Source organism: Rhodomicrobium sp. R_RK_3 (genome assembly GCF_002198715.1).
GTDB lineage: Bacteria > Pseudomonadota > Alphaproteobacteria > Rhizobiales > Rhodomicrobiaceae > R-RK-3.
This window is the reverse complement of record NZ_MWLK01000006.1, coordinates 93,882-111,309: the sequence shown is the minus strand read 5'-3', so window position 1 is coordinate 111,309 and position 17,428 is coordinate 93,882. Positions and strand designations below refer to the sequence as shown.

Genomic DNA, 17,428 nt, shown 5'->3' with positions numbered 1-17,428 from the left:
TGGAGACTATCATGACACGCGAAACCCGTATCGAGGCCCTGAAGGCCGCCGCCGCCGAGCGCATCCTGATCCTCGACGGCGCGATGGGCACCGAGATCCAGGGCTACCGGCTCGGCGAGGCCGATTATCGCGGCGCACGCTTCGCCGACTGGCCCTCCGACATCAAGGGCAATAACGATCTGCTGGTGCTGACCCAGCCGGAGATCATCCGTTCGATCCACGAGGCCTATCTGGAAGCCGGCGCCGACATCATCGAGACCAACACTTTTAATGCGCAGGCGATTTCCATGGCCGATTACGGCATGGAAAGCCTGAGCTACGAGATCAATCTGGAAGCGGCGAGGATCGCCCGCGCGGCGGCCGACGCCTGGACCGCCAAGACGCCCGACCGTCCGCGCTTCGTCGCCGGCGCCATCGGCCCGACCAACCGCACCGCATCGCTCTCGCCCGACGTCAACAATCCCGGCTTCCGCAACGTCACCTTCGACGCGCTGGTCGCCGCCTATTCCGAGCAGACCCGCGCGCTGATCGAGGGCGGGGTCGATGCCGTCATGATCGAGACGGTGTTCGACACGCTGAACGCCAAGGCGGCGGGCTTTGCCGTTCTGGAAACGTTCGAGGCGACCGGCGTGACGCTGCCGATCATGATCTCCGGCACGATCACGGATCTGTCCGGCCGCAACCTCTCCGGCCAGACGCCGGAAGCTTTCTGGTATTCGATGCGCCATCTGCGGCCGTTCTCGGTCGGGCTGAACTGCTCCTTCGGCGCGGAAGCCCTGCGCCCGGCCGTGGCCGAGATCGCGGCGGTGGCGAGCTGCTACGTCTCGGCCTATCCCAATGCCGGCCTGCCCAACGCCATGGGCGAGTACGACGAAACGCCCCACGAAATGGCCTGCAAGATGGAGGACTGGGCCCGCGACGGGTTGCTGAACATCGTCGGCGGCTGCTGCGGTTCGACGCCGGCGCACATCGCGCATATCCGCGAGCATGTGGAGAAATATGCCCCGCGCAAGCTGGCAAGAGTCGAGCCGAAAATGCGGCTGTCGGGGCTGGAGCCGTTCGTGCACGCCTGAGGCTCAGCCAAGTTGGGAGAGCGTTTCAGTGCATCGCTAATGTTTTGCCGCGAAGATCGAAGGCTTAGGGCCGTCTTCTTCGTGATGAGCAATGCGTACCCTTTGTTTTGTCCTCTTGTGTCTTTGCACGATCTCTGACGCGAATGCGGCGCGAAAGAAAATCGCCTATAGCGACATAGAGGGGACCTGGATTTACGTCGGACCAAACGTAAGGTCGATAAAAGCGCCCGCGCACGATGCGTGCAATGGTTTTGCCCGCAAAGGGGATGATTGGCAAATTGGTGAGGAGACCGGGATATTCATTAAAGGGCGCCGGCTAAGCGGGTATGAGTTTAGCTGCTATATCGATAGCGGTGTTATCCGGCGCGGAGAGAGCATCGTGTTGCGCACGAGTTGCGGCATTCAAGGCGATCAAATGCACCGAACCTACTCGTTTTCGCGCTTTGGAGATTTACTCGTTGCGGACGTCCGAGAGACATCTATGGCGCGCCCTCGGAAGAAGCCGACGCGCTTTACCGAGGTTTATCAAAGGATTGATTGTGCCCCTCAAATCCGCCAACAAAATATAGGCCAAGAAACCAAGTCGAAACTGCGTTGCGATTGGACAGCCGCATCATTTCGCTCAAGTGCTCATGAAGGTATGTACACGGAGGTGCAGTTCTCGGCGATTGACTCTCCCGATGGCGTAACCTTGCGCAGTTTCGGACGAGACGGGGCCTTGGAATGGACACATCAGGCGCAATTCACCTGCGGCAACGGCATAGCTCTTTGCTGGCTAATACATCCAAGAGCGAGCGGAGCAAATGCTTCAGATGAGGATGATTCTGCCCCGACCACCGAGATCATTCCAGTAAACATCGCCGCCGATGATACCGATCGAGGGCAGGCAACTATAATCGTGTTGGCTGGTATTCCACTCCTGTTCCGGGGGCCTATAGAAGGGATAACTGTGGATATTAAGTTTGCGGACCCGTTCGGCGCGCTTAACAGGACGGGTTATATCTACGTCCCGGAGATCTACTACTTCCATCGATGTAACTGAATTTAGACGTCGTTCCCTACGCCACCCATATTTTCACCGCAATCGCCGCCAGCGCCACCGCGCCAAGCCAGAGCGCCGCGCGGGCGGGCCAGCTTCCGGCGGTCTGCGCCGCAGCCATCCGCTCGACCGTCGAATCATCCAGCCGGAACCCCGTTTCGCCGGCCTCGGTCAGCGCCGCGCTCACGCGCCGGGCCTGCTCGGCCAGTTTCGGCGCCTCGGCGACCAGCCCGGCGAGCGCGCCGACCCCCTCGACCGCCTCGGCGATCCGCGCGCGCGGGCCGATCTGGTCCTCCATCCAGCCCTTCACCACCGGCTCGGCGGCGGTCCAGATGTTCAGCCGCGGGTCGAGCGAGCGGGCGACGCCCTCGACCACCACCATTGTCTTTTGCAAAAGCAGCAATTCCGGCCGCGTGCGCATGTCGAACAGCTCGGTCACTTCGAAGAGCTGCGACAAAAGCCGGGCCATCGAGATTTCCTCGGCGGTGCGGTCCATCAAAGGCTCGCCGATGGAGCGCAGCGCCTGGGCAAAGCTTTCGACGCTGTGATGCGGGGGCACGTAGCCGGCCTCCAGATGCATGCGCGCGGTGCGCCGGTAATCGCGGGTCAGGAAGCCGTAGAGGATCTCGGCGAGGAAGCGTTTTTCCGGCGGCCCGAGCCGTCCCATGATGCCGAAATCGACCGGCACCAGCGTGCCGTCCGGCTCGACGAAGAGATTGCCCTGATGCATGTCGGCGTGGAAGAAGCCGTCACGCATGGCGTGACGCAGGAAGGAGCGGATGACGTGATTGCCGAGCGTTTCGCGGTCGATGCCGGCGCGGTCGATGGCGGCGAGATCGGCGATCGGGATGGCGTTGACCCATTCGATGGTCATGACGCGGGCGGAGGTGCGGGTCCAGTCGACCTTGGGCACGCGAAAGCCCTTGTCGCCGGCGCGGGCGATGTTTTCGGCCATCTCCGACATGGCGGCCGCTTCCAGCCGCAAATCCATCTCGAGCCGCGTCCATTCCGCGAGCGTATCGACCACGGCGACCGGGCGCAGGCGGCGCGAGGGCGCATGGAAGCGCTCGATCAGCCGGGCGGCGAAATAGAAGCTGTCGAGGTCGCTGCGGAAGCGCCTTTCGATGCCCGGCCGCAGGATTTTGACCGCGACCGCGCGCGCGCTGCCGTCAGGCTGGCGGACGCTGGCCTTATGGACCTGGGCGATGGATGCGGCGGCGACCGGCGGTCCGAAAGTGGCGTAGAGCGTGCCGGCATCGGCGCCGAGCGAGTCGCGGATGGTCTGGCGCGCTTCTTCCATCGAGAAGGGCGGCAGCCGGTCCTGCAGGCTGGCGAGATCGCCGGCGAGTTCCGGGCCGATCACGTCGCGGCGCGTGGCGAGGAACTGGCCGAGCTTGATGTAGCTCGGCCCGAGCGTCGTCAGCGCCTTGGACAGCCGCGCCGATTTGCCCGCCCGCTTGTCGCGAAAGGGCGCCGTGAGCCGCTGCAGCAGGCGCGCGGGCGCCGGCGCGTCGATGCCCTCGGGCACCACATGCACGCCATGCCAGACGAGGACGGTGCCCGCACGCGCGAGCCTGAAGAGATTGACGAGGCCGTTTACCATGCGCGCTATATAGCAAGGCGCGCGTAAATAGAGAGCCTCATTCTTCGCCGAGGGCGAAACGCCACGGGATTTTATCCGGGTTGGATGGCCCTATCGGTGCCTCGCGGCTCCTCTTTCGTCGTCCCGGACGACGCGAAGCGGCGAGCCGGGATCCAATCATATATCCGCGAGCGCTGCGGCAAGGGGTGAAGCTAGTAGGCCCCGGCTCTTCGGCCGGGGCGACGAGGAATGTATGCGGTGTTTTGAAAAGCAGATTGCCCGCTGAAGCCGCCCCGTCCCGCTAAATCCGCCAGCCCGAATGCAGCGCGGCGATGCCGCCAGTGAGGTTGCGGTATTGCACCCGCTCGAAGCCTGCCGCCCGGATCATGCCGGCGAAGCGCTCCTGGTCGGGGAAGCGGCGGATGCTTTCGACCAGATAGCGATAGGCCTCGCCGTCCTTGGCAACGAGTTCGCCTAGGCGCGGGATGACGTGGAAGGAATAGCTGTCATAGACGCGGTCGAGCATCGGCGTCTGCACCTCGGAGAATTCCAGGCACAGGAAACGGCCGCCGCGCTTCAGCACGCGGAAGGCTTCGGCGAGCGCGGCCTCGATATGGGTGACGTTACGGATGCCGAAGGCGATGGTGTAGGCGTCGAAGCTGCGGTCGGGGAAGGGCAGGATCTCGGCATTGCCCTGAACGAAGCGCAGCCGCTGTCCGTAACGCGAGGCCAGTTTGCCGCGCCCGGCCTCGAGCATTTCGGCGCTGATATCGCAGATGGTCGCCGTCGATTGCGGGCCGGTTGCGTCGAGGAAGCGGCGGGCGATGTCGCCGGTGCCGCCGGCCACGTCCAGCAGCGCCAGCGGCGCGACCTTGGACGGCGCCAGCCAGTTGATCATGTCGCGCTTCCACAGCCGGTGCAGGCCGCCCGACATCAGATCGTTCATGACGTCATAGCGGTTGGCGACGCGCGAAAACACGTCGTTGACGAGGCTTTGCCGCTCGTTCTGGTCGATCTTGCGGAAACCGAAGCTGGTTTGTGGCGTGTCGTTCATGGCGCGAACCTATCGCGTTTGCATGACCGCCGCCATAAGCCTGTGGCCCTTTGCCAGCGCGACTATGGATTTAGCCGAGAGGAGCCGTCAGTTCACGGCGCCGGTTCGTCTTGGAGCCTTTGACAGCTCGCCGTGGTTCTGGGTCCGCAGGCACTGGATTTTAACATAATCATTCGCGCTTTGCGGCGCGATCGAGGTTTGGGCCAGATAGGCTTGGCCGTCGCGCCCGCACAGCATTTCATTGGCGACTACGGGGCCGCGAACCACGTCGAGCGCCGTGTCGGATTGGCAATCCGGCTGTGCGGTGCCTATAGAGCAAACAAGGATCAGAATCTGAAACACAATAAGTCTCCGCTTAATGGCGCGCAGGGGCAACGCGTCCACGCTAATCAAAGCAAGTGGCATGCCATTATGCGGCGGTGCAATATAAGCGCGACGTTATGCTGCAGCGCAGCATGTCTAAGGGTGGGCGACAGCCAAGTTTCGGTTTCGCGCGAGGGGGCAGGGGGCTATGGTCCGCCCGCATAGAGCGGATGATGAGTGCCGATGCCCGAATTGCCCGAAGTCGAAACCGTGCGGCGCGGCCTTGCGCCGGTGCTCGAAGGGGCAAGTTTTGCCCGCGTCGAGCAGCGCCGGGCCGATCTGCGCTTCCCGCTTCCGGCCAATTTCGCCAAGCGCCTCGAAGGCCGCCGAGTCGAGCACCTGACCCGCCGCGCCAAATATCTGCTCGCCGAGCTCGATGACGGGCAGATCCTGACCATGCATCTGGGCATGACCGGGCGCTTTCTGATCGGCGGTCTGGTCAAAACCGAAGCGGGCGGCAATGCCGTGGTCGGCGATTTCCTCCACGAAACCGGTGGCGACGACAAGCACGACCACGTCATCTTCGAGATGAGCAACCTCGCCGTCATCCGCTACAATGACGCGCGCCGCTTCGGCTACATGGCGCTGCTCGCGCCCGGCGAGATAGAGACCCATCCGCATTTCCGCGATCTGGGCCTGGAGCCGCTGGGGCCGGAGATGAACCCGGTCTTCCTCGCCGCCAAGGCCAAGGGGCGCAAGACGCCGCTGAAAGCCTTTCTGCTCGACCAGCATGTGATCGCCGGGCTCGGCAATATCTATGTCTGCGAAGCGCTCTACCGCGCCAAGCTCTTGCCCGACCGTCCCGCCTCCATCCTCACCTTGGCCAGCGGTGCGCCCTCGGCGGCGGCGAAACGGCTCGCGCCCGCCATCCGCGCCACGCTCGAAGACGCCATCGAGGCGGGCGGCTCATCGCTACGCGACTATCGCCAGGCGGACGGCTCGCTCGGCTATTTCCAGCACCGCTTCTGCGTCTATGGTCGCGAGGGCGAGCCTTGCCTCCGGGCCGGATGCAAGGGCATCATCGCCCGCAAGGTGCAAAGCGGCCGCTCGACATTTTTCTGTCCCGTCTGTCAGACATAAGCGGTCCATAAGGGAGAACCCCATGGCTTACGCCACCATCAACGTCGAAACGCGCGGCCGCGTCGGCCTCATCACGCTGAACCGGCCCGAGGCGCTGAACGCGCTGAACGCCGCGCTGGTCGCCGAGGTGAACGCCGCGCTGGACGGTTTCGAGGCCGATGAGGGCATCGGCTGTATCGTGCTGACCGGCTCCGACCGCGCCTTCGCCGCCGGCGCCGACATCAAGGAGATGGAGTCGAAAAGCTTCATCGACGTGACCAACAAAGATTTCATCGCCCCCTGGGAGCGGCTGAGCCGCTGCCGCAAGCCGGTCATTGCGGCAGTGCGCGGCTTTGCGCTCGGCGGCGGCTGCGAGATCGCCATGATGTGCGACATCATCCTAGCCGGCGAGAGCGCCAAATTCGGCCAGCCGGAGATCAAGCTCGGCGTCATCCCCGGCGCGGGCGGCACCCAGCGCCTGACCCGTGCCGTCGGCAAGGCCAAGGCGATGGATCTGGTGCTGACCGGCCGCATGATGGGCGCCGAAGAGGCCGAGCGCTGCGGTCTGGTCGCCCGCGTGCTGCCGGATGCCGAGGTTCTGCCCGAGGCGATGAAGGCGGCCGAGCAAATCGCCGGACTGTCGCTCCCCGCCGTGATGACCGCCAAGGAAGCCATCAACCGCGCCTTCGAGACGACGCTGGCGGAAGGCGTGCGCTTCGAGCGGCGCGTGTTCCAGTCGCTCTTCGCGACCGAAGACCAGAAAGAGGGCATGGCCGCCTTCGTCGCCAAGCGCCCGCCCAATTTCAAGCACCGCTAGGGTTTCATGGACGAAAAACGCAAAGAGTTGACGGCGCTCGCCTATGAGCTGGCGCGGGCCCGCCTCACCGCCGCCCGCGACCCGCGCGAATTGTGCCTGTTCACGGCGCAATGCTTCAGCCAGGGTCCGGAGGATGGCGTCATCGCCGAGATCTTCCGGCGCATCGGAGTGCGCGACCGCTTCTTCGTCGAGATCGGCGCGGGGGACGGGCGCGAGAACACCACGCGGCTGCTGCTGACGCTCGGCTGGTCCGGCATCTGGATCGAGGGCAGCCCGGCAAGCTGCACCGCCATCCGCCGCGATTTCGCCGGTCCGATCGCCGCGGGCCGGCTGCGGCTGATCGAGGCCATGGTGACGGCGGAAAATATCGAGGCGCTGCTGGTCGAGGCCGGCGCGCCGGAGCGCTTCGACTATCTCAGCATCGACCTCGACATGAACACATATTATGTCTGGCAGGCGCTCGGCCGCTACCGTGCGCGGACGGCCTGCATCGAATATAACGCCTCGATCCCGCCGAGTTGGGAGTTCGTCGTGCCCTATGACCCGTGGGCGGTCTGGGACGGCTCGACCTGGTATGGCGCGGGGCTGAAATCGCTGGAACTGCTGGGCAAGAGCCAGGGCTACGAACTGGTCGGCTGCGATTTCTACGGCGTGAACGCCTTCTTCGCCGCCGCCGACGAGCCGTTAACCGAGTTCGTCGCTCCCTTCACCGCCGAAAAGCACTACCAGCCCCCCAACTATTTCGCCCCCTTCCGCCACGGCCACTGGCCTGCATCGCCGAAGCTGACCAATCCGGCCGGGGCTTAAAAGCCTCGTCGTGCCGGACGCCGCGAAGCGGCGAGCCGGGACCCAATGGCCGATCCGCGAATGCTGCGGCAAGATGAGATGCGACTGGGCCCCGGCGCTTACGGCCGGGGCGACGGGGGGATACGAATTCCCTGCCCCGCCTCTCAGACTCCGTAATAGTCCCGATACCATTCCACGAATTTCCCGATGCCCTCTTCGATCGGCGTATTCGGGGCGAACCCTACGTCGCGGGCGAGATCGTCGACATCGGCATAGGTGGCCAGCACGTCGCCCGGCTGCATCGGCAAAAAGTTCTTCTCAGCCGTCCGCCCGGTCGCCTTTTCGATGGCGGCGATGAAGTCCAGCAGCGCCACCGGATTGTGATTGCCGATATTATAAAGCCGGTACGGTCCGGGCGAGGTCCCCGGATCGGGCGCCGCGCCGTCCCAGGCCGGGTTCGGCTCCGGCACGCGGTCGAGCACACGGACGATGCCCTCGACGATATCGTCGATATAGGTAAAATCGCGGGCGTGATTGCCCTGATTGAAGACGTCGATCGGCTCGCTGGCCAGGATGCGCTTGGTGAAGGTGAACAGCGCCATGTCCGGCCGGCCCCACGGACCATAGACCGTGAAGAAGCGGAGCCCCGTCACCGGCATCCGGTAGAGATGGGCGTAGCTATGCGCCATCAGCTCGTTGGACTTCTTGGTCGCCGCGTAAAGGCTCAAGGGGTGGTCGACATTTTGATGCACGCTGAACGGCATCGCGCTGTTGGCGCCGTAAACGGATGAGGACGAGGCGTAAACCAGGTGTTCGACGCCGTAATGGCGGCAGCCTTCGAGGATGTGCAGGAATCCGGTGATGTTCGACGCGATATAGGCGTGCGGATCGGTCAGCGAATAGCGCACGCCGGCCTGCGCGCCCAGATTGACGACGCGGTTTGGACGCTCGGCGGCGAACAGCGCCTCGATGGTGGCGCGGTCGGCGAGATCGGCTTCGATGAAGTGAAAGCCGTTGCGGCCCTGAAGCTGGGCGAGGCGGTCTTTCTTCAGCGACGGGTCGTAATAATGATTGAGATTATCGAGACCGACCACTTCGGCGCCGAGGTCGAGCAGCTTTTTCGCGGTAAAGAAGCCGATGAATCCGGCGGCGCCCGTCACCAGAACCTTCATGGGCGGGCTCCAAGATTTAGGCAGGAAGATGAGGGTGAGGCCATGGGGCCGGGCGCTCTCTGATTGACGTCTACCGCGACCGGGATTATACACGCGATCACGTTTCCAATCCCCCGCCGTAGCGCCGCTATCTTGTCGGGCACGCTTTCGCGGCCGGCACGGGACGAGCTGAAGATCCGTTTTTCTAAGGTTTTAGGGACAAATGGCCAATACCAAATCTGCCAAAAAGGCGGTTCGTGTGATCGAAAGACGCACCGCCATGAACAAGAACCGCCGCAGCCGCATGCGCACCTTCATCCGCAAGGTCGAGGAAGCGATTGCGACCGGCGACAAGTCCGCGGCCGCGACCGCTCTGCAGAACGCACAGCCCGAGATCATGCGCGGTGCGCAGAAGGGCATCATCCATAAGAACACCGCGAGCCGCAAAATCTCGCGTCTTTCGGCCCGGATTCGCGTCCTCGGGGCCTGACGCGCGGCCCAATCGCGACTCGCGCGCACGCTGTGATTTTTCTGCAACGCCCAGCATTTGCTGGGCGTTTTTCGTTTTTGCGCTTGCTTCTAACTTCGCGTTTTGAATCAAGGAATTAACGGTTCATTAACCGTTTTCAATCTATGGTTGCGACAGTTAAGATTGTGCAATCAAGTAAAAAATTGGGCATCAGCGCCGGATTCGTGTTGACCCCTACCCCAAGATTGCCGACTCACACTGTCGTTGTTTTGTAGAATGAAATCAAAGACTTACTTGTCAGTCGCTGAGTCGGATGCAATGGGCGCTCTCGCCGGGCAGCGTGGCCGATCGGCCCCTCTCCGGCCCCTTCCGCGGGCGGGCAGATTGCAAGCCATGGGCCGCGCGTGTATAGTTCTGGCTATCCGAACGGGGACAGTTTCCCCTCCTGATATATTCTTCCTTTGTAATGCGTACCGCCATTCTCAACGTTTGCAAAATGGCATTTGCGAGCGCGCGGAATGAATTTGTCGAAGGTTTTTGTGGTTCATAAGGAGACTGCTTTCACGCCTGGACTGAGCTTCGAATTGTGCGGCGTAAAATAAAGAAGCCATGAAGCGCGAATGCGGTCGGCGAGCAGGAGGTATTTATGTTTAGCGGGTTAGAGCGAGAGCGAGCGGCTTTGCGCCGTCAGCGAAGTGTCGCATGGGCCTGGATCAAGGCTCGCGGCATCATCAATAACCGGCCTACGCCCTCACATGCGAAGCTGACGACCAGCGTTCTATTAACGAGCGACTGCAGCTCGGGCGAAGAGACCGCCAATTGGCGGGACAGTTTGGCCGCAATCACCCACCGTGACCTGGCGCGACAAGTTTGCGACCAGTTCTACGACCTTTCCATCCTTTACGCCTGGCAAAGCCGGAGCGCGCAAGCCATTGCCGAGAGATCGGCGAGCCCGGCCTTGCCGTCCTATTGCACGGCGCAAGCCAAGGATGCAGGTCCGCCGCGGGTCGACAAAGCGCGGATTTTGAAAGCGATACTCGCGGATCAGCCCGAGCGTCGCAGCGCGGTCCTTCTCTCCATAAAGTCAAAGGCGGCCTAAGTCCGTCGACGCTGATTTCAAAGCATGCATGACGACCGTCCATCAGAGACGGCGTGAACGATTTCGCGCGGCTTCTAGCTGTCGCGGAGCTCAACAGCGGGGTATTCCAGTGACGACATTAGAACTGAGCGCCAATGCTATCGAAGGCAAGTGGCGGCGGGTCCAGGCGAGGCTGCGCGCCGAGCTGGGCGAAGACGTATTCACGAGTTGGTTCGGACGGGTGGAACTCGAAGCCTGCGATGACGGTCTCGTTCAGGTCTCCGTACCGACCAAATTCCTGCGCAATTGGCTGCAGTCGCATTATTCCGAGCGGCTTTTGGCCTGCTGCAGCGCCGAGCTGGCCGGGGTCGAGCGCCTGGAATTCCGGGTTCGCCAGCCGCATGACGCGGCGGTCGCCGAACGCCGCGCCGCCGAGCGGCCCGCGCCCAAGCTCGACGCGCCGAAACCGGGCTCGACGCGCCATGACGAACCCGCAAGCCGGGACAGCCGCACGGGCTGGGACGGGTTCGAAGGCTCGCCGCTCGAAGCGCGCTTCACCTTCTCGTCCTTCATCGTCGGCGCCTCGAACCGGCTCGCCCATGCGGCCGCGCTGCAAGTGACCGAGGCGGTCGCCGATCATCCGCTGCGCTACAACCCGCTCTATCTCCATGCCAAGGTCGGGCTCGGCAAGACCCATCTGCTGCATGCGATTGCCTGGGAAGTCCGGCGGCGCAAGCCGAAGGCCAAGCTGCTTTATTTGACGGCCGAGCGCTTCATGTACAGCTTCGCCGAGGCGCTGCAGACGCGTGACGCGGTGGCTTACAAGGACATGATCCGCGCCATCGACATCCTCTTGATCGACGACATCGAGTTTTTGCAGGGCCGCACCTTCCAGCAGGAATTCTGCCACACGCTGAACTCGCTGATCGACGGCGGCAAGCAGGTGGTCGTCGCCGCCGATTGCCCCCCCATGCAGCTCGAAAGCTTCGATGCGCGCATGCGGTCGCGGCTGTCCGGCGGTCTCGTCGCCGAAGTCGGCGCGCTGGATTATGATCTGCGCTGCAAGGTGCTGAAGCGGCGCGCGGCGGAAAAGGCCGAGCAGGAGCGCGGCTTCGGCATCCCCGAGCCGGTGATCGAATTCCTCGCCTCGCAGCTCACCGAGAGCGGGCGCGAGCTCGAAGGCGCCATCACCCGCATCCATGCGGCCTTCCAGCTCACCGCGCAGCCGATCACCGTCGAGAGCGCCGAGCAGATCATCGGCGATCTGATCCGCGGCAAGGAGCCGCGCCGGGTCAAGATCGACGACATCCTGCGCGTCGTCATGAAGCATTTCGGCGTCAATCGCGGCGATCTGCTGTCCTCGCGGCGCAACCGCTCGATCGTCCGGCCGCGCCAGATCGGCATGTATCTGGCCAAGTCCCTGACCGCGCGCTCGCTGCCCGAGATCGGCCGGCGCTTTGGCGGGCGGGACCACACCACGGTGCTGCACGCCATCCGCAAGATCGAGTCGCTGCTGGCCGCCGACGCCGTGCTGAAGGACGAGATCGAAGTCTTGAAGCGGCTTCTGAAAGAGTAGTCGCGTGCGGCGGCTTGTCGCCTCCGTGCCGCGAGCCGCCTTACGCCATGCCAGGTCCGGGCCAAATCGAGCCGGGCCTGGCATCTCCATTCAAGGCACTGGAATGGCAAGGAAAATGCGCGCCCGCTCCTGCGTGGGAGGAAGCGCTTGTCAAACGGGCTTCACCAAGCGAAATTGCCGGATTGCAAATTCGCCTTGCGTGTAAGGCCGAATCGGCTGCGATCAGCATATGACAAGCTTTTCACGCCCATCAGGGCATCGCAGCGGTCAGGGGCAGCGCAGTAAGGGGATGTACCGATGCGATTGTTGATCGAGAAAAGTGCCTTGCTCAAGGCATTGCAGCATGTGACCAGCGTGGTCGAGCGGCGCAACACCATACCGATCCTTGCCAATGTCTCGCTCCGTGCCGACGGCGAGAGCCTGCATCTGAAAGCCACCGACCTCGATATCGAAGTCACCGAGACCGCCAGGGCCGAGACCACGGCGCCCGGCGGCACCACCGTTCCGGCCCATACGCTGCACGATATCGTCCGTAAGCTGCCCGACGGCTCACAGATCGAGCTCGCCAGCAAGGGCGATGAGGGCCGGCTCGCCATCACCGCCGGGCCGTCGCGCTTCCTGCTGGCCTGCCTGCCGGCCGATGATTTCCCCGATCTCGGGCTCGACGGCATGTCGCACAGCTTCCAGCTTGCCTCGCGCGATCTCGCCCGGCTGATCGAAAAGACCCGTTTCGCCATCTCGACCGACGAAACCCGCTATTATCTCAATGGCATCTACCTGCACGCCACCGAAACCGACGAAGGCTGGCGCCTGCGTGCCGTCGCCACCGACGGCCACCGCCTCGCCCGCATGGATGTGGCGCTCCCCGATGGCGGCATGGGCATGCCCGGCATCATCCTGCCGCGCAAGACGGTGCAGGAAGTGGCCAAGCTTCTCGCCGACCATTCCGACGAGGTTTTTGTCCATCTCTCGCCCAACAAGATCCGGTTCACCGCCGGCAATGTCGTGCTGACGTCCAAGCTGATCGACGGCACCTTTCCCGACTATCAGCGCGTGGTTCCGCAAAACAACGACAAGAACATGCGCGTCGGCAATGCGGCATTCACGAAGGCCGTCGACCGCGTTTCGACCCTCTCAAGCGAAAAGGGCAGGGCGGTCAAACTGAATATTTCAGACGGCAAGCTGGTTTTGTCGGTCAACAACCCCGAATCGGGCTCGGCGACCGAGGAATTGGAGACGGAATATAGCGGCGAACCCCTGGAAATTGGCTTCAACGCTCGCTATCTATTGGATATCTCGGCGCATATCGAAGGGGACCGGTCGGTCTTCAGCCTCTCCGATCCCAGCGCGCCGACGGTGCTTCAAGACGAAAACGACGCTTCTGCCCTCTTCGTCCTGATGCCGATGCGTGTCTGAGCCGCGCCGCTTGGCCGGTTGCATGCATTGTCCGGCAAAGCGAGGCGCGCTTTGCCCTTGCGACACGAAATGAAGTGACGATCCGGAGCATGCGGGAACCGGCTTTTGGGTGACGGGAGATGCCTTGGCGGTTCTGAATACACATGGGCTTTGCGCCATCGACGGTGATTTGGCGGCCAGAAATGTCTGGCTCGCCCGGATTGCGCTGTCCAATTACCGTAATTATACGCAGGTCGCGCTGCCGCTCGATCAGCGGCCGGTGGTACTGACCGGGCACAATGGCTCCGGCAAGACCAATATTCTCGAGGCGGTTTCGCTGCTGACGCCGGGCCGCGGGTTGCGCGGCGCGCCTTTCGCGGAACTCGCCCGCATGAAGGGCGATGGTGGCTGGGCCGTCTCCGCTCGCGCCTCGATCGACGGCAATGAGATCGCCATTGGCACCGGCCAGCAGCCGCTCAGCTCGGGCGCTGTGTCGAACCGGGTCGTCAAGATCGACGGCGAGGATGCCGGCGGCTCCGGCGCGCTCGCCGAATATCTGCAAGTGGTCTGGCTGATCCCGGCCATGGACGGGCTGTACACCGGCCCGGCCTCCGATCGCCGCCGCTTTCTCGACCGCATGGTCGCCAGCTTCGACGGCGCCCATCGCGGTCGCCTCAATCATTTCGAGCGGGCCATGCGCCAGCGCAACCGCCTTTTGGACATGGGTGAGCGCTCCGCGCGGCTTTTCGACGCCGTCGAAAGCCAGATGGCCGAGACCGGCACCGCCATTGCCGCCGGCCGCATCGAAGCCGTCGACCGGCTCGCGAGCGCCGCCAGCCGTCCCGGTTCCGCCGAGACCGGCGCCTTTCCGCACGCCCTTCTTGCCTTGGAGGGCACGCTGGAAGCCGGGCTTCAGCACAAGCCGGCCGTCGATGTCGAGGACGACTTCCTGCGAGAGCTGGCCGTCACCCGGGACCGCGACCGCGCGGCGGGGCGCACGTTGTCGGGGCCGCATCGCAGCGACCTTCTCGTCAGGCATGGGCCGAAGGACATGCCGGCGGGCCTCTGTTCGACCGGTGAGCAGAAAGCTTTGCTGATCGGGCTCATCCTCGCCCACGCGAAAGCGGTGAAGGACGCACGCGGCGGACTTGCGCCGCTCCTTCTTTTAGACGAAATTGCGGCTCATCTGGACGAACCACGCCGCGAAGCGCTGTTCGTCGAAATTGAACGGCTGGGCGCGCAGGCCTGGCTCACGGGTACGGATAAAGACGTATTCGGGCCGCTTCAGCACAAGGCACAATTTTTTACGGTCGCTGACGGGTCACTAAGCCGTCAGGGCCATGACGACGGGCGGATCGATGCCCGGCAGATTAGAGTGAGTTAAGGATTTGGACCCGATGAGCGCCCATGCCGCCCGCAAAATAGCCAATGAAGACGAATACGGCGCCGATTCGATCAAGGTCTTAAAGGGCCTCGATGCGGTGCGCAAGCGTCCCGGCATGTATATCGGCGACACCGACGACGGCTCCGGCCTGCACCACATGGTCTATGAAGTCGTCGACAACGCCATCGACGAAGCCCTTGCCGGCTATTGCGACCGCGTGCTCGTGGCGCTGAACGCCGACGGCTCGGTGACGGTCGAGGACAACGGCCGCGGCATCCCCACCCAGATGCATGAGGAAGGCGTCTCCGCCGCCGAGGTCATCATGACCCAGCTCCATGCCGGCGGCAAATTCGACCAGAATTCCTATAAGGTCTCCGGCGGCCTGCACGGCGTCGGCGTGTCGGTGGTGAATGCCTTATCCTCCCGGCTCGACCTAACCATCTGGCGCGGCGGCAAGGAACACGCGCTCTCCTTCGAGCATGGCGTACCGACCGAGCCCTTGAAGATCGTCGGCGATGCGCCGGACCGCTCCGGCACCCGCGTCACCTTCACGCCCTCGACCGAGACCTTCACCCAGGTCGAATTCGACTACGCAACGCTGGAACACCGGCTGCGCGAACTCGCCTTCCTGAATTCCGGCGTGCGCATTGTGCTGAGCGACATGCGCGGCGTCGAGCCCAAGAGCGAAGAGCTGATGTACGAGGGCGGCCTCGAGGCCTTCGTTCGCTATCTCGACCGTGCCCGCACGCCGATTCTGAGCGCGCCGGTCACCATGAAGACGGAGCGCGACGATATCGTCGTCGAGGCAGCCTTGTGGTGGAACAACGGCTATCATGAGAGCGTGCTCTGCTTCACCAACAACATCCCGCAGCGCGACGGCGGCACGCATATGGCCGGCTTCCGCGCCGCGCTGACCCGCACCGTCAACACCTACGCCGCCGAATCCGGTATCGCGAAGAAGGAAAAGGTGCAGCTCACCGGCGATGACGCCCGCGAGGGGCTGACCTGCGTGTTGTCCGTGAAGGTGCCCGATCCGAAATTCTCCAGCCAGACCAAGGAAAAGCTCGTTTCATCGGAAGTGCGGCCCGTGGTCGAGAGCACCATGGTCGAGGCGCTCAGCACTTGGTTCGAGGAGCATCCGAGCGAGGCCAAGGCCATCGTGCAGAAGATCGCCGAGGCGGCGGTCGCGCGTGAAGCCGCCCGCAAGGCGCGCGAGCTGACCCGCCGCAAGGGCGCGCTCGATGTCGCCAACCTGCCCGGCAAGCTCGCCGACTGCCAGGAGCGCGATCCGGCCAAGTCCGAGCTGTTCATCGTCGAGGGCGACAGCGCAGGCGGCTCCGCCAAGCAGGGGCGCGACCGCGCCTTCCAGGCGGTGCTGCCGCTTCGCGGCAAGATCCTCAATGTCGAGCGCGCGCGCTTCGACAAGATGCTGTCCTCGGAGCAGATCGGCACGCTGATCACCGCGCTGGGCGCCGGCATCGGGCGCGACGAGTTCAATATTGAGAAGCTGCGCTACCACAAGATCATCATCATGACGGACGCCGATGTCGACGGCGCCCATATCCGCACGCTTTTGCTGACCTTCTTCTACCGGCAAATGCCGCTGCTCATCGAAGGCGGCTATCTCTATATCGCCCAGCCGCCGCTCTATAAGGTCAAGCGCGCCTCCTCCGAGCAATATTTGAAGGACCAGCGGGCCTTCGAGGATTACCTGATCGCCGGCGGCATCGACGATGCGCTGTTCGAGCTCGGCAATGGCGAAAGCGTTGCGGGCGAGGATCTGCGCCATATCGTCGAGAAGGCGCGCGCCGTGAACGGCTATCTGGATGGGCTGCACAGCCGCTATGCCCGCTTCGTCGTCGAGCAGGCCGCCATTGTCGGCGCGCTCGACCCGAAAGTCCTCGTCGAGGAAGGCGCGGCACGGGCGCTGGCCGAACGGGTCGCAGCGCGGCTCGACACGCTGTCGGAAGAGACCGAGCGCGACTGGACAGGGCAAGTCACCGATGAAGGCGGCCTGATCTTCATGCGCGAAGTGCGCGGCGTAACCGAAGCCCATGTCATCGACCGCGCGCTGATCGCCTCGGCCGATGCGCGGAAGCTCAACCAGTTCGCCGCGCATCTGGAGGAGATCTACACGACCAGCGGCATGCTGAAGCGCAAGGGCATGGAGACGCCGGTTTACGGACCGGCGAGCCTGCTCGACGCGGTTTACGCCGCCGGGCGCAAGGGTACTTCCATGCAGCGCTATAAAGGTCTCGGCGAAATGAACCCGGAACAGCTCTGGGAGACGACGCTCGACAAGAGCGTGCGCACGCTGATGCAGGTCAAGATCGGCGAGCTCGACGAGGCCGACGAGATCTTCTCCAAGCTGATGGGCGACATCGTCGAGCCGCGCCGCGAATTCATTCAGGAAAACGCGCTCGCCGTAGCCAATCTGGACGTTTAGCCTGCTCAGACTTTGTTCTTGGCTTCGATGGCCTTGCCGCCGGGCCGCGGCGCCTCCGCGATTTCCTGGCCCTCCCGCGTAAGCGGCGAGGGCCGCGTTTGCCGCGCCGAAAAAACTCCGATCCCGCACCGAAAGCCGGATTTCTCTTGCCAGACA

15 protein-coding genes are annotated in these 17,428 nt (G+C 63.6%); 11 read left to right on the top strand and 4 right to left on the bottom strand.

Going from position 1 to position 17,428, the window contains the following annotated elements; all coding sequences use genetic code 11:
- Positions 1-11: 11 nt before the first annotated feature.
- Both BLEFHOIH_RS02530 and BLEFHOIH_RS26040 read left to right on the top strand, forming a co-directional pair.
- Positions 12-1,073, top strand: a complete 1,062-nt coding sequence (locus BLEFHOIH_RS02530; RefSeq protein ID WP_088343128.1) for a homocysteine S-methyltransferase family protein — start codon at positions 12-14, stop codon at positions 1,071-1,073.
- A gap of 91 nt (positions 1,074-1,164) precedes the next feature.
- Positions 1,165-2,115, top strand: a complete 951-nt coding sequence (locus BLEFHOIH_RS26040; RefSeq protein ID WP_125461549.1) for a hypothetical protein — start codon at positions 1,165-1,167, stop codon at positions 2,113-2,115.
- Positions 2,116-2,131: 16 nt separating this feature from the next.
- On the opposite strand, the gene ubiB is transcribed toward BLEFHOIH_RS26040, so the two are convergent.
- The 3 genes from ubiB to BLEFHOIH_RS02510 all read right to left on the bottom strand — a co-directional run bounded on the left by ubiB (position 2,132) and on the right by BLEFHOIH_RS02510 (position 5,090).
- Entirely contained in the window at positions 2,132-3,715 is a 1,584-nt protein-coding gene (ubiB, locus tag BLEFHOIH_RS02520) for a 2-polyprenylphenol 6-hydroxylase (RefSeq protein WP_088342931.1), read from the bottom strand.
- 280 nt (positions 3,716-3,995) lie between these two features.
- Entirely contained in the window at positions 3,996-4,748 is a 753-nt protein-coding gene (ubiE, locus tag BLEFHOIH_RS02515) for a bifunctional demethylmenaquinone methyltransferase/2-methoxy-6-polyprenyl-1,4-benzoquinol methylase UbiE (protein WP_088342930.1), read from the bottom strand.
- An 87-nt stretch (positions 4,749-4,835) separates the two neighbouring features.
- Entirely contained in the window at positions 4,836-5,090 is a 255-nt protein-coding gene (locus BLEFHOIH_RS02510) for a hypothetical protein (RefSeq protein ID WP_176427208.1), read from the bottom strand.
- A 204-nt stretch (positions 5,091-5,294) separates the two neighbouring features.
- Here BLEFHOIH_RS02510 and mutM point away from each other — a divergent pair, with 204 nt between their 5' ends.
- Genes mutM through BLEFHOIH_RS02495 form a run of 3 tightly spaced genes read left to right on the top strand, consistent with a single transcriptional unit; the run spans position 5,295 to position 7,794 of the window.
- The gene (gene mutM / locus BLEFHOIH_RS02505) at positions 5,295-6,191 is read left to right on the top strand and encodes a bifunctional DNA-formamidopyrimidine glycosylase/DNA-(apurinic or apyrimidinic site) lyase (RefSeq protein ID WP_088342929.1); all 897 of its coding nucleotides are present in this window, start codon (positions 5,295-5,297) and stop codon (positions 6,189-6,191) included.
- 22 nt (positions 6,192-6,213) lie between these two features.
- Positions 6,214-6,987, top strand: coding sequence for an enoyl-CoA hydratase (locus tag BLEFHOIH_RS02500; RefSeq protein ID WP_088342928.1), 774 nt, complete (start codon positions 6,214-6,216; stop codon positions 6,985-6,987).
- A gap of 6 nt (positions 6,988-6,993) precedes the next feature.
- Positions 6,994-7,794: a hypothetical protein gene (locus tag BLEFHOIH_RS02495; protein ID WP_088342927.1), complete on the top strand. Its 801-nt coding sequence runs from the start codon at positions 6,994-6,996 to the stop codon at positions 7,792-7,794.
- A 143-nt stretch (positions 7,795-7,937) separates the two neighbouring features.
- Here BLEFHOIH_RS02495 and BLEFHOIH_RS02490 read toward each other — a convergent pair whose 3' ends face one another.
- The gene (locus BLEFHOIH_RS02490) at positions 7,938-8,945 is read right to left on the bottom strand and encodes an NAD-dependent epimerase (RefSeq protein ID WP_088342926.1); all 1,008 of its coding nucleotides are present in this window, start codon (positions 8,943-8,945) and stop codon (positions 7,938-7,940) included.
- Between the two features lie 202 nt (positions 8,946-9,147).
- Here BLEFHOIH_RS02490 and rpsT point away from each other — a divergent pair, with 202 nt between their 5' ends.
- The 6 genes from rpsT to gyrB all read left to right on the top strand — a co-directional run bounded on the left by rpsT (position 9,148) and on the right by gyrB (position 17,272).
- Positions 9,148-9,414 carry a 30S ribosomal protein S20 gene (gene rpsT, locus BLEFHOIH_RS02485; RefSeq protein WP_088342925.1) on the top strand — a complete coding sequence of 89 codons (267 nt, stop codon included), beginning with the start codon at positions 9,148-9,150 and terminating at the stop codon, positions 9,412-9,414.
- Between the two features lie 625 nt (positions 9,415-10,039).
- Complete coding sequence (locus tag BLEFHOIH_RS02480; protein ID WP_088342924.1) at positions 10,040-10,492, top strand: hypothetical protein; 453 nt, start codon at positions 10,040-10,042, stop codon at positions 10,490-10,492.
- Positions 10,493-10,601: 109 nt separating this feature from the next.
- Positions 10,602-12,047: a chromosomal replication initiator protein DnaA gene (gene dnaA, locus BLEFHOIH_RS02475; RefSeq protein ID WP_245296840.1), complete on the top strand. Its 1,446-nt coding sequence runs from the start codon at positions 10,602-10,604 to the stop codon at positions 12,045-12,047.
- A gap of 297 nt (positions 12,048-12,344) precedes the next feature.
- On the top strand, positions 12,345-13,463 hold the full coding sequence (gene dnaN / locus BLEFHOIH_RS02470) for a DNA polymerase III subunit beta (protein WP_088342922.1): 1,119 nt from the start codon (positions 12,345-12,347) through the stop codon (positions 13,461-13,463).
- 133 nt (positions 13,464-13,596) lie between these two features.
- Entirely contained in the window at positions 13,597-14,826 is a 1,230-nt protein-coding gene (gene recF, locus BLEFHOIH_RS02465) for a DNA replication/repair protein RecF (RefSeq protein WP_245296855.1), read from the top strand.
- A 13-nt stretch (positions 14,827-14,839) separates the two neighbouring features.
- Positions 14,840-17,272: a DNA topoisomerase (ATP-hydrolyzing) subunit B gene (gene gyrB / locus BLEFHOIH_RS02460; RefSeq protein ID WP_088342920.1), complete on the top strand. Its 2,433-nt coding sequence runs from the start codon at positions 14,840-14,842 to the stop codon at positions 17,270-17,272.
- Positions 17,273-17,428 lie beyond the last annotated feature (156 nt).